Annotated in this window: 21 protein-coding genes and 2 rRNA genes; 20 read left to right on the forward strand and 3 right to left on the reverse strand. The window is 42.0% G+C overall.

Translation table 11 applies throughout. The features are described 5' to 3' along the window. Nucleotides 1-4 precede the first annotated feature (4 nt). Nucleotides 5-2,937, forward strand: a 23S ribosomal RNA gene (locus tag N1I87_RS00160). Nucleotides 2,938-3,062: 125 nt separating this feature from the next. Further along, nucleotides 3,063-3,178: ribosomal RNA gene (rrf, locus tag N1I87_RS00165) — 5S ribosomal RNA — on the forward strand. Between the two features lie 395 nt (nt 3,179-3,573). On the opposite strand, the gene N1I87_RS00170 is transcribed toward rrf, so the two are convergent. Continuing rightward, nucleotides 3,574-4,686: an RNA-guided endonuclease InsQ/TnpB family protein gene (locus N1I87_RS00170; RefSeq protein WP_003353586.1), complete on the reverse strand. Its 1,113-nt coding sequence runs from the start codon at nt 4,684-4,686 to the stop codon at nt 3,574-3,576. Between the two features lie 11 nt (nt 4,687-4,697). Continuing rightward, nucleotides 4,698-5,096, reverse strand: a complete 399-nt coding sequence (gene tnpA / locus N1I87_RS00175) for an IS200/IS605 family transposase (RefSeq protein WP_003352529.1) — start codon at nt 5,094-5,096, stop codon at nt 4,698-4,700. Nucleotides 5,097-5,476: 380 nt separating this feature from the next. Here tnpA and N1I87_RS00180 point away from each other — a divergent pair, with 380 nt between their 5' ends. The 10 genes from N1I87_RS00180 (at nt 5,477) to rsmI (ending at nt 13,579) form a co-directional block, all read left to right on the forward strand. After that, nucleotides 5,477-5,671 carry a sigma factor G inhibitor Gin gene (locus N1I87_RS00180; RefSeq protein WP_327805821.1) on the forward strand — a complete coding sequence of 65 codons (195 nt, stop codon included), beginning with the start codon at nt 5,477-5,479 and terminating at the stop codon, nt 5,669-5,671. A 246-nt stretch (nt 5,672-5,917) separates the two neighbouring features. Next, complete coding sequence (locus N1I87_RS00185; RefSeq protein WP_341100158.1) at nt 5,918-7,336, forward strand: aminotransferase class I/II-fold pyridoxal phosphate-dependent enzyme; 1,419 nt, start codon at nt 5,918-5,920, stop codon at nt 7,334-7,336. Nucleotides 7,337-7,683: 347 nt separating this feature from the next. Next, a complete protein-coding gene (gene tmk, locus N1I87_RS00190; protein WP_341100159.1) occupies nt 7,684-8,322 on the forward strand; it encodes a dTMP kinase in 639 nt (212 codons plus the stop codon). A gap of 378 nt (nt 8,323-8,700) precedes the next feature. Further along, the gene (locus N1I87_RS00195; RefSeq protein WP_003352337.1) at nt 8,701-9,141 is read left to right on the forward strand and encodes a YaaR family protein; all 441 of its coding nucleotides are present in this window, start codon (nt 8,701-8,703) and stop codon (nt 9,139-9,141) included. Between the two features lie 13 nt (nt 9,142-9,154). Beyond that, nucleotides 9,155-10,168 (forward strand): DNA polymerase III subunit delta', encoded by a 1,014-nt coding sequence (gene holB, locus N1I87_RS00200; RefSeq protein WP_445285673.1) that lies wholly within the window; start codon nt 9,155-9,157, stop codon nt 10,166-10,168. After that, nucleotides 10,161-10,988, forward strand: a complete 828-nt coding sequence (locus tag N1I87_RS00205) for a PSP1 domain-containing protein (RefSeq protein ID WP_003352335.1) — start codon at nt 10,161-10,163, stop codon at nt 10,986-10,988. Before holB ends, N1I87_RS00205 begins: the two co-directional genes overlap by 8 nt. Before the next feature lie 14 nt (nt 10,989-11,002). Further along, complete coding sequence (gene yabA, locus N1I87_RS00210; protein WP_003352334.1) at nt 11,003-11,362, forward strand: DNA replication initiation control protein YabA; 360 nt, start codon at nt 11,003-11,005, stop codon at nt 11,360-11,362. Between the two features lie 349 nt (nt 11,363-11,711). Further along, complete coding sequence (locus tag N1I87_RS00215; RefSeq protein WP_341103229.1) at nt 11,712-12,452, forward strand: tRNA1(Val) (adenine(37)-N6)-methyltransferase; 741 nt, start codon at nt 11,712-11,714, stop codon at nt 12,450-12,452. Beyond that, entirely contained in the window at nt 12,436-12,711 is a 276-nt protein-coding gene (locus tag N1I87_RS00220; RefSeq protein WP_270584452.1) for a GIY-YIG nuclease family protein, read from the forward strand. Before N1I87_RS00215 ends, N1I87_RS00220 begins: the two co-directional genes overlap by 17 nt. After that, nucleotides 12,701-13,579: a 16S rRNA (cytidine(1402)-2'-O)-methyltransferase gene (gene rsmI, locus N1I87_RS00225; protein ID WP_341100162.1), complete on the forward strand. Its 879-nt coding sequence runs from the start codon at nt 12,701-12,703 to the stop codon at nt 13,577-13,579. Before N1I87_RS00220 ends, rsmI begins: the two co-directional genes overlap by 11 nt. Before the next feature lie 87 nt (nt 13,580-13,666). Here the strand turns inward: rsmI and N1I87_RS00230 are convergent, their stop codons facing one another. Then, nucleotides 13,667-13,960 (reverse strand): AbrB/MazE/SpoVT family DNA-binding domain-containing protein, encoded by a 294-nt coding sequence (locus N1I87_RS00230; protein WP_003352328.1) that lies wholly within the window; start codon nt 13,958-13,960, stop codon nt 13,667-13,669. 634 nt (nt 13,961-14,594) lie between these two features. Between N1I87_RS00230 and metG the strand changes: the two genes are divergently transcribed. From metG to N1I87_RS00270, 8 genes are all read left to right on the forward strand, one after another. Then, entirely contained in the window at nt 14,595-16,544 is a 1,950-nt protein-coding gene (gene metG, locus N1I87_RS00235) for a methionine--tRNA ligase (RefSeq protein WP_270584467.1), read from the forward strand. A 442-nt stretch (nt 16,545-16,986) separates the two neighbouring features. Then, complete coding sequence (locus N1I87_RS00240; RefSeq protein ID WP_048622329.1) at nt 16,987-17,754, forward strand: TatD family hydrolase; 768 nt, start codon at nt 16,987-16,989, stop codon at nt 17,752-17,754. A gap of 211 nt (nt 17,755-17,965) precedes the next feature. Then, nucleotides 17,966-19,171 (forward strand): ubiquitin-like domain-containing protein, encoded by a 1,206-nt coding sequence (locus N1I87_RS00245; RefSeq protein ID WP_341100163.1) that lies wholly within the window; start codon nt 17,966-17,968, stop codon nt 19,169-19,171. A gap of 202 nt (nt 19,172-19,373) precedes the next feature. Further along, complete coding sequence (gene rnmV, locus N1I87_RS00250; RefSeq protein ID WP_270584465.1) at nt 19,374-19,931, forward strand: ribonuclease M5; 558 nt, start codon at nt 19,374-19,376, stop codon at nt 19,929-19,931. After that, entirely contained in the window at nt 19,928-20,803 is an 876-nt protein-coding gene (gene rsmA, locus N1I87_RS00255; RefSeq protein ID WP_003352322.1) for a 16S rRNA (adenine(1518)-N(6)/adenine(1519)-N(6))-dimethyltransferase RsmA, read from the forward strand. The genes rnmV and rsmA overlap by 4 nt, the downstream gene beginning before the upstream one ends. 138 nt (nt 20,804-20,941) lie before the next feature. Beyond that, nucleotides 20,942-21,823, forward strand: a complete 882-nt coding sequence (gene yabG, locus N1I87_RS00260) for a sporulation peptidase YabG (RefSeq protein ID WP_003352320.1) — start codon at nt 20,942-20,944, stop codon at nt 21,821-21,823. 862 nt (nt 21,824-22,685) lie between these two features. Then, the gene (gene veg / locus N1I87_RS00265; RefSeq protein ID WP_048622332.1) at nt 22,686-22,955 is read left to right on the forward strand and encodes a biofilm formation stimulator Veg; all 270 of its coding nucleotides are present in this window, start codon (nt 22,686-22,688) and stop codon (nt 22,953-22,955) included. Nucleotides 22,956-23,163: 208 nt separating this feature from the next. Beyond that, nucleotides 23,164-23,349 (forward strand): small, acid-soluble spore protein, alpha/beta type, encoded by a 186-nt coding sequence (locus N1I87_RS00270; RefSeq protein WP_003352318.1) that lies wholly within the window; start codon nt 23,164-23,166, stop codon nt 23,347-23,349. The last annotated feature ends 330 nt before the right edge of the window (nt 23,350-23,679 follow it).

Below are 23,679 nucleotides of genomic sequence, written 5' to 3' on the forward strand. Positions count from 1 at the left end.
ACATGGTTAAGTTAGAAAGGGCGCACGGTGGATGCCTTGGCACTAGGAGCCGATGAAGGACGGGACTAACTCCGAAAAGCTCCGGGGAGCTGTACGTAAGCGTTGATCCGGAGATTTCCGAATGGGGAAACCCGCTGCCCGTAATGGGGCAGCATCCTTGCCTGAATCCATAGGGTAAGGAAGGCAACCCGGGGAACTGAAACATCTAAGTACCCGGAGGAAGAGAAAGCAACAGCGATTCCCTGAGTAGCGGCGAGCGAAACGGGAACAGCCCAAACCAGAAGGCTTGCCTTCTGGGGTTGTAGGACACCAATGGTGGAGTCACAAAGGAACGAGGTAGACGAAGAGGTCTGGAAAGGCCCGTCAGAGAAGGTAACAACCCTGTAGTCGAAACTTCGTTCCCTCCCTGGTGGATCCTGAGTACGGCGGGACACGAGGAATCCCGTCGGAAGCTGGGAGGACCATCTCCCAAGGCTAAATACTCCCTAGTGACCGATAGTGAACCAGTACCGTGAGGGAAAGGTGAAAAGCACCCCGGGAGGGGAGTGAAAGAGAACCTGAAACCGTGTGCCTACAAGTAGTCAGAGCCCGTTTATGGGTGATGGCGTGCCTTTTGTAGAATGAACCGGCGAGTTGCGATCTCATGCGAGGTTAAGTCGGAAAGACGGAGCCGCAGCGAAAGCGAGTCTGAACAGGGCGCATGAGTATGGGGTCGCAGACCCGAAACCAGGTGATCTACCCATGTCCAGGGTGAAGGTGAGGTAACACTTACTGGAGGCCCGAACCCACGCACGTTGAAAAGTGCGGGGATGAGGTGTGGGTAGGGGTGAAATTCCAATCGAACTTGGAGATAGCTGGTTCTCTCCGAAATAGCTTTAGGGCTAGCCTCAAGGGAAGAGTCTTGGAGGTAGAGCACTGTTTGGACTAGGGGCCCTCATCGGGTTACCGAATTCAGACAAACTCCGAATGCCAGTGACTTATCCTTGGGAGTCAGACTGCGAGTGATAAGATCCGTGGTCAAAAGGGAAACAGCCCAGACCGCCAGCTAAGGTCCCAAAGTATACGTTAAGTGGAAAAGGATGTGGAATTGCTTAGACAACCAGGATGTTGGCTTAGAAGCAGCCACCATTTAAAGAGTGCGTAATAGCTCACTGGTCGAGTGATTCTGCGCCGAAAATGTACCGGGGCTAAACGTATCACCGAAGCTGCGGGTGGACACCTTCGGGTGTCCGCGGTAGGAGAGCGTTCTAAGGGCAGAGAAGCCAGACCGGAAGGACTGGTGGAGCGCTTAGAAGTGAGAATGCCGGTATGAGTAGCGAAAGAAGGGTGAGAATCCCTTCCACCGAATGCCTAAGGTTTCCTGAGGAAGGCTCGTCCTCTCAGGGTTAGTCGGGACCTAAGCCGAGGCCGACAGGCGTAGGCGATGGACAACAGGTTGATATTCCTGTACCACCTCTTTTCCGTTTGAGCGATGGGGGGACGCAGGAGGATAGGGTAAGCGCACTGTTGGATGTGCGTCCAAGCAGTGAGAGGGGCAGCGAGGCAAATCCCGTTGCCACTAACCTCAAGCTGTGACGGCGAGGGAATTATAGTACCGAAGTTCCTGATTCCACACTGCCAAGAAAAGCCTCTAGCGAGGAAAAAGGTGCCCGTACCGCAAACCGACACAGGTAGGCGAGGAGAGAATCCTAAGGTGTGCGAGAGAACTCTCGTTAAGGAACTCGGCAAAATGACCCCGTAACTTCGGGAGAAGGGGTGCTTTTTGGGGTGCATAGCCCCGAGAAGCCGCAGTGAATAGGCCCAGGCGACTGTTTAGCAAAAACACAGGTCTCTGCGAAGCCGTAAGGCGAAGTATAGGGGCTGACGCCTGCCCGGTGCTGGAAGGTTAAGGGGAGCGCTTAAAGCTTTGCTTGAAGGTGCGAACCGAAGCCCCAGTAAACGGCGGCCGTAACTATAACGGTCCTAAGGTAGCGAAATTCCTTGTCAGGTAAGTTCTGACCCGCACGAAAGGCGTAACGATCTGGGCACTGTCTCAACGAGAGACTCGGTGAAATTATAGTACCTGTGAAGATGCAGGTTACCCGCGACAGGACGGAAAGACCCCGTGGAGCTTTACTGCAGCCTGATATTGAATTTTGGTACAGCTTGTACAGGATAGGTAGGAGCCTTAGAAACCGGAGCGCCAGCTTCGGTGGAGGCGCCGGTGGGATACTACCCTGGCTGTACTGAAATTCTAACCCGCACCCCTGATCGGGGTGGGAGACAGTGTCAGGTGGGCAGTTTGACTGGGGCGGTCGCCTCCTAAAAGGTAACGGAGGCGCCCAAAGGTTCCCTCAGAATGGTTGGAAATCATTCGCAGAGTGCAAAGGCAGAAGGGAGCTTGACTGCGAGACCTACAAGTCGAGCAGGGACGAAAGTCGGGCTTAGTGATCCGGTGGTTCCGTATGGAAGGGCCATCGCTCAACGGATAAAAGCTACCCCGGGGATAACAGGCTTATCTCCCCCAAGAGTCCACATCGACGGGGAGGTTTGGCACCTCGATGTCGGCTCATCGCATCCTGGGGCTGTAGTCGGTCCCAAGGGTTGGGCTGTTCGCCCATTAAAGCGGTACGCGAGCTGGGTTCAGAACGTCGTGAGACAGTTCGGTCCCTATCCGTCGCGGGCGCAGGAAATTTGAGAGGAGCTGTCCTTAGTACGAGAGGACCGGGATGGACGCACCGCTGGTGTACCAGTTGTCTCGCCAGAGGCATCGCTGGGTAGCTATGTGCGGAAGGGATAAGTGCTGAAAGCATCTAAGCATGAAGCCCCCCTCAAGATGAGATTTCCCATTTCTTCGGAAAGTAAGATCCCTGAAAGATGATCAGGTAGATAGGTCCGAGGTGGAAGCGTGGTGACACGTGGAGCTGACGGATACTAATCGATCGAGGACTTAACCAAATGAAAGAGCGAGATCGGTGTATACTGCTTCTTCTATCTAGTTTTGAAGGAATAATTTTTTCCTAAATATCCATTTGTTATTGCAATCTTCATAATTTATGTTACAATATTACCTGTCTTGAACGTCTGGTGGCGATGGCGAAGAGGTCACACCCGTTCCCATCCCGAACACGGAAGTTAAGCTCTTCAGCGCCGATGGTAGTGAGGGGATTCCCCTTGCGAGAGTAGGACGCTGCCAGGCAAAAGAGAAGGACTTGTTGAACAGGGATCTGTTCAACAAGTCCTTTTTTGTTTGAAAGAAGCGATATTCAGTTTTGGCTTGTTATGGTGTGCTTTAACGGATGGCTGTTAAGATTCTTTTCTTATTTTAATGAATGAAAGGGACATCATTTCTGAAAAAATCTACTTCGTCTAATTAGTGATCTTTCGTCAAAACAATCTTTCTTAGAAGATCAAAGTCTCTTTTTTCTTGAACGCTTTTCTATAAAGGTATTGTTAGAAATAAAAGCTGTTCTCGTGAACTACCCTCCACTTACCACCCTTGTGGGTCGCTTGAAGTGGGGGCTTCTCGGGTAATCCTATCTAACGATAAGAAATTGACCGAGCTTACCCTCTCGTTCCGAAAGTTATTATTCTTTATGCTAATATGCGTAATCCTTCATTTTTGATATTGATTGCTGAATTGTGATCACGATCTAATACAAAACCGCAAGAACATTCATATACACGTTTAGATAATGGCATTTCTTTTTCCTTGCCACAACAAGAACATTTCTTAGTAGAAGGGAACCACTTATCGATTTTTACAAGTTGTTTCCCTTGTTCTTTTAGCTTGTATTCTAAGAAAGTAGTGAACATACCCCAGCCATTATCATGAACACTTTTTCCAAAATTGAGGGCTTGAGACATTCCTTTCATGTCTAAGTCCTCAATGATAACTGCGTCATAGGTTGATGCTAATTCTTTTGATTTATGGTGAAGAAAATTCTTGCGTTGATTGGCAATTTTCTCTTGTAACTTTGCTACTTTCAAACGTTGTTTTTCCCAACGTGCAGAACCTTTTTTTCTGCGAGAAAGAATTCGTTGTGCTTTTGCCAGTTTGTCTAATGCTTGTCGATAGTACCGTGGGTAATTGGCTTTCTCACCCTGTTCACTCTCGACATATAGACCGTCCATAGCAAAATCTAAGCCAACTACTTTTTGAATCTTTACTGACTGAATATCTTTCTCGTATTCTGTCAAAATCGAAATATAATATTTACCTGTCTTTGTTTTAGAAATAGTACAAGATTTGATTTTATAATCAGCAGGTATTTCTCTATGTCGGTTCATTTTCATTGGCTTTTTGATTTTTGGTAGTTTGATATGACCATTTTCTAGCTTAATATTGCCGTTGACCATATTGGTTGTGTAAGATTGTTTATTTTTCTTGCTTTTGAATTTAGGAAACTCCGCACGACCTTCAAAAAAGTTCTTATAAGCATTTTGCAAATTGATCTGTGCGTTTGCTAAAGCTAAAGAATCCACTTCTTTTAGGAATGGAAATTCATCTTTGTATTTCGCTGGTGTCGGGAATGCTTGTTGTTTAAGCGTTTCTTTATCGTTTTTGAATTTCTCATACGTTTCCTTACGTTCTTCCAGCATCTTATTGTAGACAAAGCGAACACAACCAAATGTTTTGGCTAATTGGATTTTCTGTTCTTTATTCGGATACAAACGAAATTTGAAGGCTTTGTTTTGTTTGGCCATATCAAATCACCTCACTTCTGACCTTGATTTTCAATGTATTTTTTTATGACTTCTATTGGTGCACCGCCTGTTGTAAGCAGGCAAAAGCTTCTTGACCAAAACATCTCTTTCCATAGTCTTTTTCGGATATGAGGAAAGTTTTTCTTTATCAGTCGAGAACTTGCACTCTTATACGTATTGATGAACTTCGATAATTCAGAATTAGGATGTGCTTTGAATAGGATGTGGATATGATCCTTATCATGATTCCACTCTGTCAAAGTAATGTTGTATTTTTTTCCGATCTCAATGAACATATCTTTTGCAAAATCAGATATTTTATCGGTGAACACTTCTCTGCGATACTTTACAACTAATACAAGATGATAATGTAATAGGAACACTGAATGATTATTACTATCCAATTTCATTGATATATCAATCCTTTTTTATATATAAGACTGATTATATCAAAACCTTTGGCTAAAGCCAACCGAAATTCATCTCCCACCTACTCATTGGGCTACGCCCTGCACATTCCTTGAGGATGGGAGACTTCTTTCGGAAATCCGTTAAATCTGTCCCAAAAAAGCAAATGGAAGCGGCGCGATTCTTTGGATTAAAACGCTAAGGTTTGAAAAAATGATGACCCTTGGTCGCCCAGTTCCTTTCACTATAAAAAAGACCATCGCTAGATATGCTTTATCAGAACGATTGCATAATGCGAAAGTGATCCACAAGGAAATATATTCTATTTTCGTATAAAAAGGGAGAAAATGGGCAGAATGATAGAGAAGGGGAGGTAGATGAAATGAAGAATCAGAGAGACAGCGGGGAGATTTGTATCATTTGCGAAAATCAAAAAACGGAAGGCATTCATGTATTGGAGTCTTTTATTTGTACGGATTGCGAAAAAAAGATGACTTCTATTGAAACGACACATTCGGATTACTCCTACTATGTACAAAAATTAAAAAAAATAAAATCATCCAATGTCTATTCATAAGTACCGTTATGTTGCTATTTTCATTGAAAATAACATTCTGTTTAGAGTATGAGGATTGGAATCAATTTTTCAGCAGCAAGTGTTCTTTCTATCGCCGGCTAGTCCAATAGAGTGGAACGGTCGATATACCAATTTGCTATTTTAAGATGGATTATTTCAAATATTTCGGATTCCCGTGGTTGATTTTTTGCACGGGGTCTTTTTGTATAATGATGAGTAGAAAACAAGAAAGGACAAAAAGACAAGATGGAACAAGATAAAATGCCTATTATGGATGCGTTAATCAAACATCAACAAAAACGGCCTGTTTCTTTTCATGTACCCGGTCATAAATTTGGAACAGTAATAGGAGAGATTCCAGACGATTTTCGGACGATTTTATCTTATGATGCTACCGAAATTACCGGCCTTGACGATTTTCATTCTCCCGAAGGAGCGATCCTGGAGGCTCAGACTCTTTTAACCAAACTATACGGTTCTAAGAAAAGCTATTTTTTAGTAAACGGAAGCACCGCCGGCAACCTTGCCATGATTGCCAGTTCTTTTCAGAAAGAGGATATTGTATTGGTGCAAAGAAACTGCCATAAATCCATCATCCACGGATTGATGCTGGCCAACATTCGCCCTGTTTTCCTGGAGCCGGAATATGATGAAAAAACAAAAAGCCCTGCAGGTGTTTCTTTGGATACATTGAAGCTTGCATTGGAGCGGTTTCCAAATGCCAAAGGACTGATTCTTATCTATCCTAGCTATTACGGCGTATCTTACCCGATCAAGGAACTGATCGATTATGCCCATCAAAAGGATTGTATCGTATTGGTCGATGAAGCTCACGGGCCTCATCTCGTTCTCGGGGATCCATTTCCTCCATCGGCTTTGAGTATGGGAGCAGATATGGTCGTTCAATCGGCGCATAAAATGCTTCCGGCGATGACAATGGGTTCTTTTTTTCATGTCGGCACGGAGAGACCTTCGTTAGAAAAAGTGGAATTCTACTTATCGCTTTTTCAATCGAGCAGTCCCTCTTATCCGATTATGGCTTCCTTAGATGCTGCCAGACAGTATTTAGCATTGATAAAGGAAGAAGATGTGGCTTTTACGTTGGAGGAAAGAGAGCGTTTTGTGGAATGGCTTCAAAAAGAAAAGGACTTGCAAGTAGCAGTGTCTGAGTTCCCTTATGATCCATTGAAGCTAATAGTGCGGAGTCCAAACAGCGATGGTTTTCAGCTGAAAAAGGATATTGAAACGGCAGGAGTTTTTCCTGAACTGGCCGATCCTTATCAAGTTCTTTTTACGCTGCCATTACTAAAGGAAGGAAATCGTATTTTTTATCAGCAAGCAAAAGAAGCAATCGCCAGAGTGACAATAACAGAACGAAATGTACGACCTGTGGAGTTGCCGGCACTTTCCCATTCTAAAGTATCATCTGTTCCCGTTTCTTTCGAAAATTGGAGGGAAAAAGATAAGAGGTGGGTAAAGCTTTCCGAAGCGGAAGGAAGCATATCCGCCGCCATGATCATTCCTTATCCACCGGGGATACCGCTCTTAATGATGGGAGAAAGAGTGACGAAGGAAAAAATCGATTTTATTGAAGAATTAGTAGCAAGAGGTGCTCATATACAAGGAGATCATCAGCTGAATGAGGGATTCATCGCTGTATATTAGTGCGAAAACACGGCGGCAAATCCTTTTCTTAGTGAAAGCTAAATTTCTTTTCGGTTTACCTTATCTTTTGCTATTTTCCTAACATATGAAAACCAGTAGAATAGAAAGGACGATATTTATATTGAAAAAGCTTCGTCTACAAAATTAGAGTTCCTGTAGAGAAGCTTTTGTTTTTTATAAATAAACATCATGAAGCCCTTTGAAAAGCGTGATTCATCCCACTATTGAGATCGTTATGGTTGGATCAACTGGAAAAATAAATGCGGTACGATTCCTTCCAGTTTTCCAGTTCGATCAGGTATACTTAAGTACGTGTTTGGAGGCATAAGAATCCGGAGGTTCGAAAGATGATAAATAATGGTATTTTTATTACGGTGGAAGGTCCTGAAGGCGCCGGAAAAACGACGATCGCCCAAAGGATCGTAGAAAATTTAAAACGAGAAGGCTACCAGGCTATGTACACAAGAGAGCCAGGAGGCATTTCCATTTCTGAACAAATTCGACAAATTCTTTTAAATAGCCAAAATACTGCAATGGATGGCCGTACAGAAGCGCTTCTTTATGCAGCGGCCAGACGTCAGCACTTGGTAGAGAAGGTGATTCCAGCGCTGGAAGCAGGAACCATTGTAGTATGCGATCGATTTATTGACAGTTCTCTTGCCTATCAAGGGTATGCCAGAGGGCTTGGCGTAGAGGAAGTATATAAAATCAATGAATTTGCCGTAGATGATGCCATGCCCCATTTAACGCTATACTTCGACATTTCTCCTGAAATTGGTTTGCGCCGAATTCAACAGAATAAAGGAAGAGAAGTGAATCGGCTTGATCTTGAAACGCTCGATTTCCATCAGAGAGTGAGAAAAGGATATTGGCAGTTGCTTGATCAGTTTCCGGAAAGAATGGTCAAAATTAATGCTGAACAGCCAATTGAATCAGTGTTTGAAGACAGCTGGAAAACGGTTCTGAAGTTTCTCCTCAATCGTTGAGAATCTCCCCCCACATTTCTCAAAATTTCCAGCGTTTCTTGCTGATTCTTCATACTCAAAAGTTCAATGGAACGGAAAGGCGGCCTAACACGGTATGTTGGTCCCTTTCGGTCGTTCCAATACGGTTTGGTTTTCAAAGATTTTCTGCTTTTCCAGCAAGCGCACCCCTTTCTCCGCGTTTGTATCTTTTCTCTCTGTTCGTTTATTCTACAAGCATGATCAATCTTGGTATAATAAAAGAAAATGCTTTTTAAAGAGGCCTCTTGATGAAACTTGCTTTAGCTGATGAAAATTGGAAAAGCCATTCATTAATTGCGCTTTCCTGTTATATCCTTTTCGGCAGATGAGTTTCATCAATTTGAACGGAGGTTGTACAGGATGAAAATAAACCAAGATCTTCGGATCGGAGCGGAAAATTTTCGAGGAGACATAAAGAGAACACCAGCTGTTCATGGCCAGTTTTCAAATCTGGTACAACAATATGATCAAAAATTAAAAGATGAGCAGCTCAAACAGCTAATGGCCAATATTGATGAAGCTGGAGAACGGTTGGCTAAATCCAGAAATCTTCAAGATTTAGTAAAATATAAAACGTTAATTAAAAAATTTATAAAGGAAACAGTCGATTATGGAATGGAGTTGAGCAGTTCCCATTCCTGGAACTTATACGGCGAAGGCAGGCAGCTGAAAGTAGTCAAGACGATAGATGAAAAATTAGTGGAATTGGCCGAGGATCTAGTGAATAAAGAAAAGTTGACGATTGATATTTTGGGCAAAATAGGGGAAATTAAAGGCTTGCTTATCAATTTATATGCGTAGGAAGGGATTAGTGTTGTTAAAAAATTGGGATGAGTGGAAAAACATACAGCCACAGGCAGCCAATATGCTGCACAATAGTTTGAAAAAAGAACGCATAGCCCACGCTTACCTTTTTGAAGGAGAAAAAGGGACCGGCAAAAAACAAGCTGCCCTATTTTTGGCCAAAAGCCTATTATGTGAACAGCCTCTTCCTGATTATACGCCTTGCGGACAATGCAGCCATTGCCGCAGAATTGAAAATGGCAACCATCCTGATTTTCATTTGATTGAAACAGAAACGGACAGTTTATCGATTAAGAAACAGCAAATTGAAGCACTGCAAAGGGAATTTGCCAAAACGGCGGTAGAATCAAAACGCAAGATTTATATAATCGAACATGCAGATCGAATGACGACAAGTGCCGCGAACAGTTTATTGAAATTTTTGGAAGAACCTCATCCAGGAACAACTGCCATTTTGTTGACTGAACAGTATCATCGAGTACTTCCAACCATTATATCTCGCTGTCAAACGATTACGTTTAAACCGTTGCCGGTTGATTATCTTGAAACTCGTCTGAGGGAAGAGCAGGTAGGTGCCAATATGGCTGCTTTAGCCGCTCGTCTTACGAATAACCTTCAAGATGCGCTGGAGTTGAGCGCAGATGAGTGGTTTGCGCAAGCGCGTAAAATAGTGTTAAAATTATATGAAGCGCTTAATAAACAACCTCTAGAAGCCATGATCAAACTTCAAGAAGAGTTTCATCAACATTTTAAAGATAAACAGCAGATAGAAAGAGCCTTGGATTTATTGCTCCTTATATATAGAGATTTATTATCCATCCAAATAGGCAAAAGTGACCATTTAGCCTATCCTGATCAACGTGCACATTTTGAAAGCAGGTCCCTTCAACTATCGATCAAGCGTCTTACGGAATGTATGGAAGCCATTTTTGAGGCGAAGCGCAAGCTGCAAGCCAATATGAATTCTCAGCTGTTAATGGAACAGCTTGTGCTAAAATTACAGGGAGGGTTCACCTTTGTATGATGTAGTAGGTGTCCGATTTAAAAAAGCGGGCAAAATATATTATTTTGATCCGGGCGATTTTTCGATTGAAAAAGGAGACCCGGTTATTGTAGAGACGGTTAGAGGGATCGAATATGGCCATGTGGTAGTAGGCCGCAAAACGGTGGATGAAAATGACGTTGTTCTGCCGTTAAAAAAAGTCATTCGGCCGGCGGATGAAAAGGATCATCATATTGTGGAAGAAAATAAAAAAGCTGCCCAGGAAGCGTACCATATTTGTAATGAAAAAATTATGGATCATCAGCTGGAAATGAAGCTGGTCGATGTAGAATATACGTTTGACCGCAATAAAGTGATTTTTTATTTTACGGCTGACGGCAGAGTGGACTTTCGTGAACTAGTAAAAGATTTAGCGGCAGTGTTCCGGACGAGAATCGAGCTTCGGCAAATTGGAGTTCGGGACGAGGCCAAAATGCTGGGCGGGATCGGACCGTGTGGAAGAATGCTTTGCTGTTCCACATTTTTAGGAGATTTTGAACCGGTGTCCATTAAAATGGCAAAAGATCAAAATCTTTCTTTAAATCCAACAAAAATTTCCGGTTTGTGCGGACGGTTGATGTGCTGCCTAAAATATGAAAATGATGAGTACGAAACGGCGAAAGAAGAACTCCCTGACTTGGGGGAAGTTATTAAGACGCCACGTGGAGTCGGCAAAGTAGTGGGACTAAACATTTTGGAACGGGTGCTTCAAGTAGAGCTGGCTGAACACGATCGGGTGTTGGAGTTTACTTTGGAAGAAATTTTTAATGAAGGTGCCTTTTCATCGCAAGCCACAGAGTAATTGAGGTGGAACCAGTGGATAAAAAAGAGTTCTTTGATTCAGTCAGCCATATGGAAATTCAAATCGGAAATTTATATCAACAACTGGGGGAATTGAAACAAAAACTGGCAGAGTTATTGGAGGAAAACAATTCCCTTAAACTGGAAAATGAACATTTGCGCCGGAGACTGGAGCAAATGGAGAACTCTGGTGAACAAACCGCATCGTCTGAAAAAAACAGCCGTTTTTCTCCCAAAACAATGGATATCGGGGAAGGGTACGATAACCTTGCCCGACTTTATCACGAAGGTTTTCATATTTGCAACGTCCACTTTGGAAGCCCTCGTCAAAATGAAGATTGTTTATTTTGTTTATCCTTTTTGAATAAAAAATAAATCAAAGCTTTCGTTGTACGTTGTCTTTTATAACCAGTATAATGGGGACAGACTGCCAATATATAAAGAAGCGAATTTCCTCTGAGGAATTTTTCCAAAGATGAATGTCGATTTAAGCTTTGCATGGCAGCATTGATTTAATAAGTTTTAACAATTGAAATAAGCGATGCTCTCAAAAATTTAACGGTCAGTGATCTTTCCATTTGGATTTCATCCCCCGATAAAATAAGACATTAGAACGGCATTCGATTGGTGCTGTTTTCTTTTTTTGTGGAGATGATCGTGTGGCCTTCTGTTTTGGAATATGAGTTTATTTGAGATACTACTTGGAAGCGGAGGTTTTTCATTGATGTTAAAAGAGGACGAACGCTTGGACTTTTTGCTTGCTGAGGATATGCGGATCATCCAGAGTCCAAATGTGTTTGCCTTTTCCCTTGATGCTGTGTTGCTTGCCCGCTTCGTATACGTTCCCATTCAAAAAGGAAGTTTGGTTGATTTATGTTCGGGGAATGGAGTTGTTCCTCTGTTGTTAAGCAAGCGGACGAAAGGAACGATCGTCGGTGTCGAAATTCAAGAAAAGTTATACGACATGGCGGTGCGAAGCATTGAATACAACCACCTGGAACATCAAATTCAAATGGTGCACGGCGATTTAAAAGATGCTCCTCGAGTGCTTGGATATGAAAAACATGATGTTGTCACTTGCAATCCTCCTTATTTTTCAACTTCTCCTTCTGGGGAAATGAACCTCAATGAACATTTCGCCATTGCCCGCCATGAAATTATGTGCACGCTTGATGACTGTGTGAAGGCGAGCAGCGAGCTTTTGAAACAAGGCGGAAAAGCAGCTTTTGTCCATCGGCCTGAAAGGCTGCTCGATTTGGTGACAGCTATGCGCAAGTATCGATTGGAGCCGAAACGATTGCAATTTGTCTATCCTAAACCGGGAAAAGATGCGAATACCATTTTGCTTGAGGCGATTAAGGACGGAAAACCGGGAATGAAAATTTTGCCGCCTTTGACGGTTTATCACGAAAATAATGAATATACGGAAGAAGTTAGGAAGATTTTATATGGAGAAAGCAAATGAACATTATTTTTACGTTTTAAAATGCGGCGATGGTTCGTTTTACGGCGGGTATACGACGGACGTTCAAAGAAGAGTTCGCCAGCACAACGACGGAAAAGGGGCAAAATATACGAGAAGCAAAGGTCCGGTTAAGCTTATTTATACGGAAGCTTTTGAGACAAAAGGAGAAGCGTTGAGGGCGGAATATCGTTTTAAGAAGTTGACGAGAAAACAAAAGGAAAAGTTTTTGGGGCTGGCAGGTGATCGAGATGATCAGTAAACAACGCAGTTATGTCGAGCAAGAGAATCGGGGAATTCTTTATTTAGTGCCGACGCCAATCGGCAATTTGGAAGACATTACGTTTCGGGCGCTTCGCATTTTAAAAGAAAGCAGCGTCATTGCTGCCGAAGATACAAGGAATACAAGAAAACTTTGTCATTATTATGACATCCACACTCCTCTCATGAGCTACCACGAACATAATAAAGAAGCGAGCGGACGCCAAATCATAGAACGGTTAAAACAAGGAGAGCAAGTTGCATTAGTGAGCGATGCCGGTATGCCAACGATATCCGATCCGGGGTATGAACTGGTAAGAGCAGCCGTTGCTGAAAAGATTCCTGTTGTGCCGCTGCCCGGCGCCAATGCTGCTCTTACTGCATTAATTGCTTCAGGGCTTCCAACACAGCCGTTTTATTTTTTTGGGTTTCTGAGCCGGCAGAAAAAAGAAAAAAAAGAAGAGCTGAACAGGTTAAAAAATATCACGGATACGATTATTTTGTATGAATCTCCACATCGTCTTAAAGAAACGTTGGAATACATGCTTGATATTCTTGGCAACCGTCCCATTACATTATGCAGAGAGTTGACCAAAAAATTTGAAGAATTTTTGCGCGGAGACATAAAAGCAGCGTTGAATTGGGTAGAAAACGAAAAAGTCATGGGAGAATTTTGTCTAATTTTAGAAGGGGCAAAAGAACAAGAGGCTGAAACAAGGGAAAAATGGTGGGAGTCGCTGTCGATTGTGGATCATGTCAATTTTTACATTGACGCAAAGAAAATGGATGCAAAAGAAGCGGTGAAACAAACGGCAAAAGACAGAAATATGCCAAAGCGGGAAGTATACCAAATGTATCATAATACATAAAAATAGGAAGCGAATCAGGCAAAATAAAAGAGGCTGTATCGGCATAATCCAGTGTCGATACGGCCTCTTTGCATTTTCTAATAAAAATTATTTATTCGCTGCGGACAGGTGAAAAGCTTCTTCGATTTCTTTTAACAACAATTCGGCGCCTTCACGGCTTAAAATTAATTTTCCGCCTGCCAATTTTACGTTGTCATCAGAAACTTCTCCAGTGATTTGGCAGGTCATGCTCGGTTTATATTTTTTTAGAATAATCTTATCATCATCTACATAAATTTCCAAAGCGTCTTTTTCAGCAATGCCTAATGTACGACGAAGCTCTATAGGAATAACCACGCGGCCTAGTTCATCAACTTTACGAACAATGCCAGTTGATTTCATTTGTCAATTCTCCTCTCATTTCATTTTTTGTTCTCTATATTTCTCTCTGGTTCGTCAAATTTCGACAAATTTTGTTTATGTTTTAATAATACCAATGCTGCCAAAATTAGTCAACAAGAAAAATGAAATTTTTCTAATAAATGTCAGACTTCTAGTAACTACTATCATTTGTAAATAAAGGGGATTTGATAAATGCTGTTTTTAAGTAAGAATTTTTAAAATCTCGGGACGAAATCATGGAAAACTTTTGTCCCTTTGTATTTACATTAAGGAAAGAATGCGAGAAAATAAAAAGAGGATTCGATTATTTGCAGAAGCTTATCAGATTATGTATATTTTGATGTTATAAGAGGAAATGATGTAGCATAAATGGTCTTTTCATGCAAATGGAATGGACTGATCGGATGCTATTACCGTGTTAGGAATTTCCGCTTCGGTTTTTTTCAGCTTCTGTGAGATCAGCGTACGGCAAGCAAAAATCGTGACGATTGATTATGAAGCATTTTGATGGGAGAGATGGACGACCCCGCTTTTTATGCAGGATGCCTTATCGATCTCGAATGCAATCGGTAGGAGGCAACCTCTTCTCTCATGGCAAGGTGCACATTTTATGTTGTTAAAGGGGGTTATATGAATGAAAAAAACTTTTTATTTGACAACGCCAATTTATTACCCAAGCGGAAATTTACATATTGGGCATGCTTATACAACGGTAGCCGGTGATGCGATGGCACGTTACAAAAGGATGCGCGGCTATGACGTGATGTTTTTAACGGGGACGGATGAACACGGGCAAAAAATTCAAAGAAAAGCGGAAGAAAAAGGGGTTACCCCTCAACAATATGTCGATGAAATCGTTGCCGGCATCCAAGAATTATGGAGAAAACTCGACATTTCATACGATGACTTTATTCGCACGACACAAGACCGTCATAAAAAAGTGGTTGAAAAGATATTTAAAAAATTATTAGATCAAGGCGATATTTATCTTGATCAATATGAAGGTTGGTATTGTACACCGTGTGAATCTTTCTTTACTGAAAGACAGCTTGTAGACGGTAAATGCCCTGATTGCGGCCGGCCGGTTGAAAAAGTGAAAGAAGAATCCTATTTCTTCAAAATGAGCAAATATGTCGACCGTTTGTTGCAGTTTTATGAAGAAAATCCTGATTTTATCCAGCCTGAATCCCGAAAAAATGAAATGATTAATAACTTTATTAAGCCGGGATTGGAAGATCTAGCAGTTTCCCGCACTACCTTTGATTGGGGGATTAAAGTGCCGGGAGATCCAAAGCATGTCATTTATGTTTGGATTGATGCTTTGACCAATTATATTACCGCCATTGGATACGGAAGCGAAAATGAATCAAAATTCAAAAAATATTGGCCTGCTGATGTCCATCTAGTCGGAAAAGAAATTGTCCGCTTCCATACTATTTATTGGCCGATCATACTAATGGCGCTGGATTTGCCGCTGCCGAAGAAAGTATTTGCCCATGGCTGGCTGCTGATGAAAGATGGAAAAATGTCTAAATCAAAAGGGAATGTTGTCGATCCGGTAACATTGATCGACCGTTACGGACTTGATGCGCTGCGCTACTATTTGCTGCGCGAAGTTCCTTTTGGATCAGACGGCGTCTTTACACCAGAAGGGTTTATAGAACGGATCAACTATGATTTGGCAAATGACCTCGGAAACCTGCTCAATCGGACAGTTGCTATGATCAATAAATATTTTGATGGGCGGATTCCGGCTTATAAAGGATCCGAAAGCGAGTATGAACGTCAGTTGCTGGAAGCCAATAAGGAAACGGTAGAAAAATACGAAGAAGCGATGGAAAACATGGAATTTTCCGTTGCATTGACGGTCGTATGGCAGCTGATTAGTCGAACGAATAAGTTTATTGATGAAACTCAGCCTTGGATTTTGGCAAAAGAGGAAGATAAACGCGAAGAGCTGGCCAGTGTCATGGTTCACTTGGCAGAATCTTTACGTCGTGTAGCTGTTCTGCTTAAGCCATTTTTAACAACGGCTCCGAAAAAAATCTTTGAGCAGCTGAACCTTTCTACGGAACAGTTTACATCTTGGGAAAGCTTAGAAACATTCGGCGTCATTCCAGATGGCACAAAAGTAGTGGAAAAAGGAGAGCCGATTTTTCCGCGGCTGGATATTGACGAAGAAGTGAAATTTATTAAATCGAAAATGCAAGGCGGTTCGCAACCCGCTGAAGTGAAAAAAGAAAAAACAAATGACTCTTCTGCAGAAATTTCAATTGATGATTTTATGAAAATTGATTTAAGAGTCGCTCAAGTCATTGAGGCTGAACCGGTTAAAAAAGCGGATAAGCTGTTAAAACTGCGCCTTGATTTAGGAGACCATAAGCGCCAAGTGATCTCAGGAATCGCTCCATATTATAAGCCGGAAGAGTTGATCGGTAAAAAAGTGATTTGCGTAGTCAATTTAAAACCAGTTAAATTAAGAGGAGAATTATCAGAAGGAATGATTTTAGCCGGAGAAAAAGACGGCGTATTATCATTGGCGAGCGTCGATGAAAATCTTCCAAACGGTGCAAAGGTTAAATAATAAGACTAAGAAACATAGAATGTTTCACGTGAAACAAGATTCGACGGAAACTTCTATGTTTCTTTTTTCTTAGACGTTAAATCCATTCATTAGTAAAACTGTCCAGTATGTATAGTCTTCCGTTTTGGCTATTTTTCTTTTTCCGCTAAACCGCTGATCAAGGAATTTGATTGAAAGGTATATGCTTTAAAAAATAGGAATCGAAAAATATACATGATATTATGATGACAAATGAACCGCTATTGTCATCATTTTGTCATATGGATGGAAGAAAAGGAAAGGATGGACAAAGGACCAGAAGACACATCTTCCTCTGTATTATGAGGAAAACTACCTATGATGATGGGCGTGTTCTGGATTTTTGGCATAAAGGGAAAATTGTAATCTATTTGACATGTCTTTTTTGAAAGGAAACAACGTAGAGTAAAGGAGAGAGCAAAAGATGTTGTTTGATACTCATGTTCATTTGAACGATGAACAATTTTCCGATGATTTGGACGAGGTGATAGACAGAGCAAAAGAAGCCGGTGTTGAAAAGATGGTGGTGGTAGGTTTTGACCGGCCTACGATTGAAAAAGCGATGAAACTAGTAGATCAATACGATTTTCTATACGCCAGTATAGGGTGGCACCCGGTGGATGCTATCGATATGACAGAGGCTGATTTGGAGTGGATTGAAAAATTGACCTCTCATCCAAAAGTAGTAGCAATAGGAGAAATAGGGTTGGATTATCATTGGGATAAGTCCCCAAAAGAGGTTCAAAAAGAAGTGTTTCGCAAACAAATTCGACTAGCCAAAAAAGTAAAATTGCCGATTATTATCCATACTCGAGAAGCGACACAAGACACTATAGAAATTTTGAAAGAAGAAGGAGCGCATGAAGTAGGAGGAATTATGCACTGCTTCAGTGGCAGCGTTGAAACAGCACGAGAATGTATCAATATGAATTTTTATATTTCTTTGGGCGGTACGGTAACATTTAAAAATGCGAAAAAGCCAAAGGAAGTTGCTGCTGAAATTCCTTTAGAAAAACTATTAATCGAAACAGATTGTCCGTATTTAGCTCCGCATCCTTACCGCGGCAAACGAAATGAACCTGCACTCGTAAAACTCGTTGCCGAGCAAATTGCCGAATTAAAGGGCATTCCTTATGAAGAGGTAGCCCGGAAAACGACGGGAAATGCCCAAAAATTATTCGGCATTGTCTGACGGCAAATTTTGTCGCATTGCTTTACAATTTGTTGTCAACTTTCGATTTTCTTGAAAGTTCTACAAGCCTCCTTTCATTCATACACTAAGCCTGTCGATAAGTCTTTCTATCATTTTTTTATCCAGCTATGCATAATAGTTGGAAAAAGAGAGAGGACAGAGCGATAGATTCTCTGTTTGAGGAAAGGATGACAAAGGGGGCCTATTTTGAATGACAGTAAACGAATTTAAACAGGATCGTTCAAGGTTTAAGTCGAGAAAAAGTTTTTTATTGGCAGCTGGAGTTGTTCTTCTATCATCTACAAGTGCTTATTCTTATTATGAAAGCACAGAGAAAACGGTTGAGGTCAAAATCAACAACCGGGAGAAAACGATTGAAACAAGGGCCGACACCGTGGCAGAGGTGGTGAAAGAACTCAAGCTGCCTGTCAAACCAAAAGATTATTCAGTTCCTTCAAAACAGACCAAAATAAAAGACGGAATGAATATTGAATGGAAGCCATCCAAGCAGATCCATCTTACGATCGAAGGCAAGAAAAAGACGGTTTGGACAACAGCCGATACGGTGAAGGACTTTCTGAAGGAAGAACATTTGTCCATTTCTCAATTCGACAAAGTGGCTCCTTCGTTCAATCAAGCCCTTCAAAATCATATGAATGTCAAAATCAATAAGGTGTTTCCGGTGACATTAGTGGACGGAAACAGGAAAAAAACAGTATGGACTGCTTCGACTACTGTCGGTGATTTTTTAAAACAACAGGGGATCACTTTTGGCAAATGGGACAAGGTAAAGCCTGGATTCGACGATTACTTGCATTCAAACAGCTCCGTGAAAATCGTTCGAGTTAAAAAAACCACCGATGTAGTGGAAAAGTCTAAAGCATTTGCTATCACCATCCAAAAAGATCCAAGTCTTATGGAAGGAGAGAGAAAGGTTCTTCAGGAAGGGCGAAACGGTACAGTAATAAACACATATGAGTCTGTCTATGAAAATGGTCGGCTCATCTCTAAAAAACTTTTAGAGCAAAGGACGATAGTGGAAGGTCGAAATAAAATTATTGCGGAAGGCACGAAAAAGAGAGATGGTCAATTTGCGGCTGAAACAGCGTCGACCGCTGGCACTAGAGGAAGAGAGCTTTTGGTAACGGCCACTGCCTATACCTCCAATTGCAGCGGCTGTTCAGGAATTACGGCGACAGGCATAAACATACATTCCAGTCCTAATATGAGAATCATTGCTGTCGATCCGGGGCTTATTCCCCTTGGATCAAGGGTATATGTGGAAGGATACGGCTATGCCGTTGCGGCGGATACGGGAGGAGCCATCAAAGGCAACCGGATTGACATTCTTATGCCTTCCCAATCCGCAGCAGCACAATGGGGTCGGAAACAAGTCAAAGTTCAGATTATCGATTGATTCTTGATGAAGCGAGGGGAACCTCGCTTTTTCTATTTATATAAAATATAATAGACAAGTATTCATCGGATGATAAAAATACTCAAGCGGTTGACGGAGATGATTTTTTAAGAATATTTTTCATTTCCGCAGCTTTGAAAAATTGGTTTGCCCGCCTCATTTTGGATTGGGCGGATAAGAATTATTTTTATGGAGGAAATGCATGAAAATAAAAGAAGTGATCGTTGTAGAGGGGAAAGATGATACAACGGCGATCCGGCGTGCCGTTGATGCCGATACAATTGAGACAAACGGATCTGCTGTTTCGAAAGAGACGATCGAAAAGATTAAACTGGCACAAGAAAAAAGAGGAGTCATTGTTTTTACAGACCCGGATTATCCCGGCGAGCGGATCAGGCACATTATTTCTCAAGCAGTCCCCAATTGCAAGCATGCTTTTTTGCCAAAGGACAAAGCGAAGCCGAAGAATGGAAAAGGAATCGGAGTCGAACATGCCAGTCCTGAAAGCATCAGGGAAGCGTTAAAAGAAGCGCAATGGATGGAAAAAGAAGCAGAAGAGCAAATAAGGAAAGAAGATTTGATCACTGCCGGATTAATCGGTGGAGGAAATGCCAGAGAAAGAAGAGAAAAATTAGGAATTAAGTTAAAAATAGGCTACACAAACGGAAAACAGCTTTATAACAGGCTAAAGATGTTTCAAATTACAAGAGAACAGTTTTTGAATGCCATGGAGGAAGTGCTGCAGGAGGAAAAACGATGAAAGATATTGCGACACCGTCCAGAACGAGAGAAATTTTAAAAAAATATGGCTTTGCGTTCAAAAAGAGTTTAGGGCAAAACTTTCTCGTCGATCCTAATGTGTTAAATCGGATCACAGAAGCTGCCGGTTTGACGAAGGAAACAGCTGCCATTGAAATCGGCCCGGGTATTGGCGCTTTAACCGAGCATTTGGCGCGAAAAGCGGGAAAAGTGGTGGCATTTGAAATTGACAAGCGGCTATTGCCTATTTTGAAGGACACGCTTTCCCCCTATAAGAACGTAGAAATTATTCACCAAGACGTTTTGAAAGCGAATGTAAAAGAGGTTATTAAAGAAGAGCTTTCCGGATATTCCGATATTATGGTGGTGGCTAACCTTCCTTATTATGTCACCACTCCAATTATTATGAAATTATTGGAAGAATGTTTGCCGATTAGAGGGCTGGTGGTTATGATGCAAAAGGAAGTCGCTGATCGGCTTTCGGCACAACCAGGTACGAAAGAGTACGGCTCTTTATCCATCGCCGTACAATATTATACGGAAGCAAAGACAGCGTTTGTCGTACCTAAAACCGTTTTTATCCCTCAGCCTAATGTCGACTCTGCTGTCATTCATTTAAAAAGACGAACAAAGCCCCTCGTGGAAGTGGATAATGAATCTTTCTTCTTTTCTCTCGTCAAAGCGGCTTTTGCGCAAAGAAGAAAAACGTTAATCAATAACTTAACTTCGCAAATGCCCAATGGCAAAGAAAAAAAAGAACAAATTCTCAACATTCTTGCTGAAGCGGAGATTGATCCTTCCCGCCGGGGTGAATCTTTATCCATACAAGAATTTGCTCGTTTAAGCAATTTGCTTTATCCGTTATTTTCTTAACAAGGAGAACTCATCATTTGGATTTCCAACTCTTGTAAAAGAGGCAAATTTTGTGGCGGTCCCCTTCATACACGCTTCCTTCCGCGATTGCATATGCTGGCAAGGAAATATTTATTTTCGCCTGTGGAGATGACGGTTATGGGGATCAAAATCAATGATATGGTCGGCCGGCAGTCTTACAAATGCGATTTGTTGTTTCGGGTTATCGATTTCACAAATATAAACGGAAAAGAGATGGCGATTTTATACGGTGAGGATTTTCGATTAATGGCAGACGCCCCGATTGAGGATTTGATCGTCATCGAACAAAAAGAACAGCTGGAAGCGGCTCGCCAAATCAGAACGCTGGAAAAACAATCATTTGAGCTTTTTCAACGAGACCTCCATTTGCTGAAGGAAAGGCAAGAATATGAAGTTACAGGGGGCTACAACGAGGAAGGATCCAATATATTTCAGATACCTGGAAAAGTGTTGCATTTAGACGGAGATCCGGCTTTTTTAAAAAAATGTCTGGCTGTCTATGGACAATTTGGAGTTCCCGTCAAAGGCATACATTGCAGTGAGAAAGATATGCCGGTAAAAGTGTTGGAGCTTTTGGAACGGCATCGGCCGGAGATTCTTGTCATTACGGGACATGATTCCTATTCAAAGTCAAAAGGGAAAAAATCGGATTTAAATGCTTATCGAAATTCCAAATATTTTGTTCAAACCGTAAAGGAAGCTCGAAAAAAAATACCGAGTCTTGATCAGTTAATTATTTTTGCGGGTGCTTGTCAATCCCATTTTGAATCATTAATTAGGGCCGGCGCCAATTTTGCCAGTTCGCCGTTTCGAGTCAACATTCATGCCTTGGATCCTGTCTATATTGTAGCTAAAATCAGTTATACCCCTTTTCATCAATCGGTTAATGTGTTAGATGTCCTTAAGAATACATTAACTGGAAATAAAGGGTTAGGCGGTGTAGAAACGAGGGGAGTTTTAAGGACCGGAATGCCGTACCATTGGAATTTAGATGATTAAGCTGTAATGAAGGAGTTTCATTACAGCTTTTTATGTGCGCCCGGCATGTACATGAACTATAGGGTGTAAGTCCCGAACCCCGAAGACAGAAGTAGAGGTTAGCCAAGAGCAAGGGTGTCCGTGGTGACGCGGAATCTGAAGGAAGCTGGAGGCAAAACACCGGTCCGAGGAACACGAACCTCATATAAGGCTAGGTATGATTGAGTGAGTTTGCATAACAAAACAAAGCTCTTTCTGTCGAAGGTCATATCGAGTAAATGAGGCGGATAGATGGTGTGAAAGTGCATGTACTTACCCGGGGAGGTCTGATGGATACGTGAAGTACCCTTCATAACCTACTTAGTGATAAGTAGCTGAGCCATCAGAAGTCAGCAGAGGTCATAGTACGAATTGGTCTAGAACAATTCGGAAGGACTGAACAATTAAGAGAGAATAGCCCTTGGTATTCAGTGAGTCATGATGAACACAGAAAACGTAGTACCTCACTTGAGGGAGGAAGCGGTGAATCCCGTGGGAGACCTCTTGGAGGGTGGAGTGACCACTGGCATAAAGAGAACAGCTATTCACGGAAGTTATAAAGACTTGCGTCAATTATCTTAATTGAACCGCCGTATACGGAACCGTACGTACGGTGGTGTGAGAGGACGGGAGTTAATCGCTCCCTCCTACTCGATTGGATGAAAAAAATTAAAACGGTGTTTACATAAAACATCAGTGAGGTGGCATATTAGAACTGTAGAAAAAAGAAATATTTTGAAAAAATAAAAATGTTGACAGTAAGGGTTTTCGTTGATAAAATTATTAATTTATTTGACTACATGTACAAGCTGTGCTATAATAAAGGACAGTGAGGTGGAAGCAAATGCCGAAAACATTAGCCGACATTAAAAAAGCACTTGATTCCAATCTTGGAAAAAGACTTTTGCTAAGAGCAAATGGTGGTCGGAGAAAGACCATCGAGCGATCCGGTATATTAGCTGAAACGTATCCAGCTGTGTTCGTCGTTGAATTGGATCAAGACGAAAACTCTTTTGAAAGAGTGTCGTACAGCTATGCGGATGTGTTGACAGAAACAGTGGAGTTAAAATTTTACGAAGATTCAACAGGGAATATGGCATTAGGGCAGCAGTAGACATCATGTTTGCTGCTTTTTGTTTTCCAATATTGGCGGCAGCCCCCTGTTATAAATAAAGTACTTCGAAACAAACTAAATATGCGGCATAGCTACAACTTTCATCGATTCTTTATGACCGATGAGTGAACCGATCTTGCTTTTTTCGAGCTCTTTTCTCTGTATAGAGTAGGGGTTCGTTAAAGCAAGATAAAAGGGGGATGCTTATATGGGCAAAAGACGAGGAGTTATGTCCGATCGTTTCAAAGAAGAACTTGCCAAAGAACTTGGGTTTTATGATGTCGTCCAACGAGATGGTTGGGGCGGCATAACGGCAAGAGACGCAGGAAACATGGTTAAACGAGCTATCGAAATGGCCGAACATCAGCTCATTAATAAGCAACAATCTGAATAAAAGCCGCACAAAGGCCGGGAAATCAAATTCCCGGCCTTTTTTTATGTGCGCCCGGCATGTACATGAACTATAGGGTGTAAGTCCCGAACCCCGAAGACAGAAGTAGAGGTTAGCTCAACGAAAGGGTGTCCGTGGTGACGCGGAATCTGAAGGAAGCTGGAGGCAAAACACCGGTCCGAGGAACACGAACCTCATATAAGGCTAGGTATGATTGAGTGAGTTTGCATAACAAAACAAAGCTCTTTCTGTCGAAGGTCATATCGAGTAAATGAGGCGGATAGATGGTGTGAAAGTGCATGTACTTACCCGGGGAGGTCTGGCGGATATGTG

Origin of the sequence: Bacillus sp. FSL W8-0102 (assembly GCF_038007225.1) — a bacterium.
Lineage (GTDB): Bacteria > Bacillota > Bacilli > Bacillales > DSM-4216 > Bacillus_O > Bacillus_O smithii.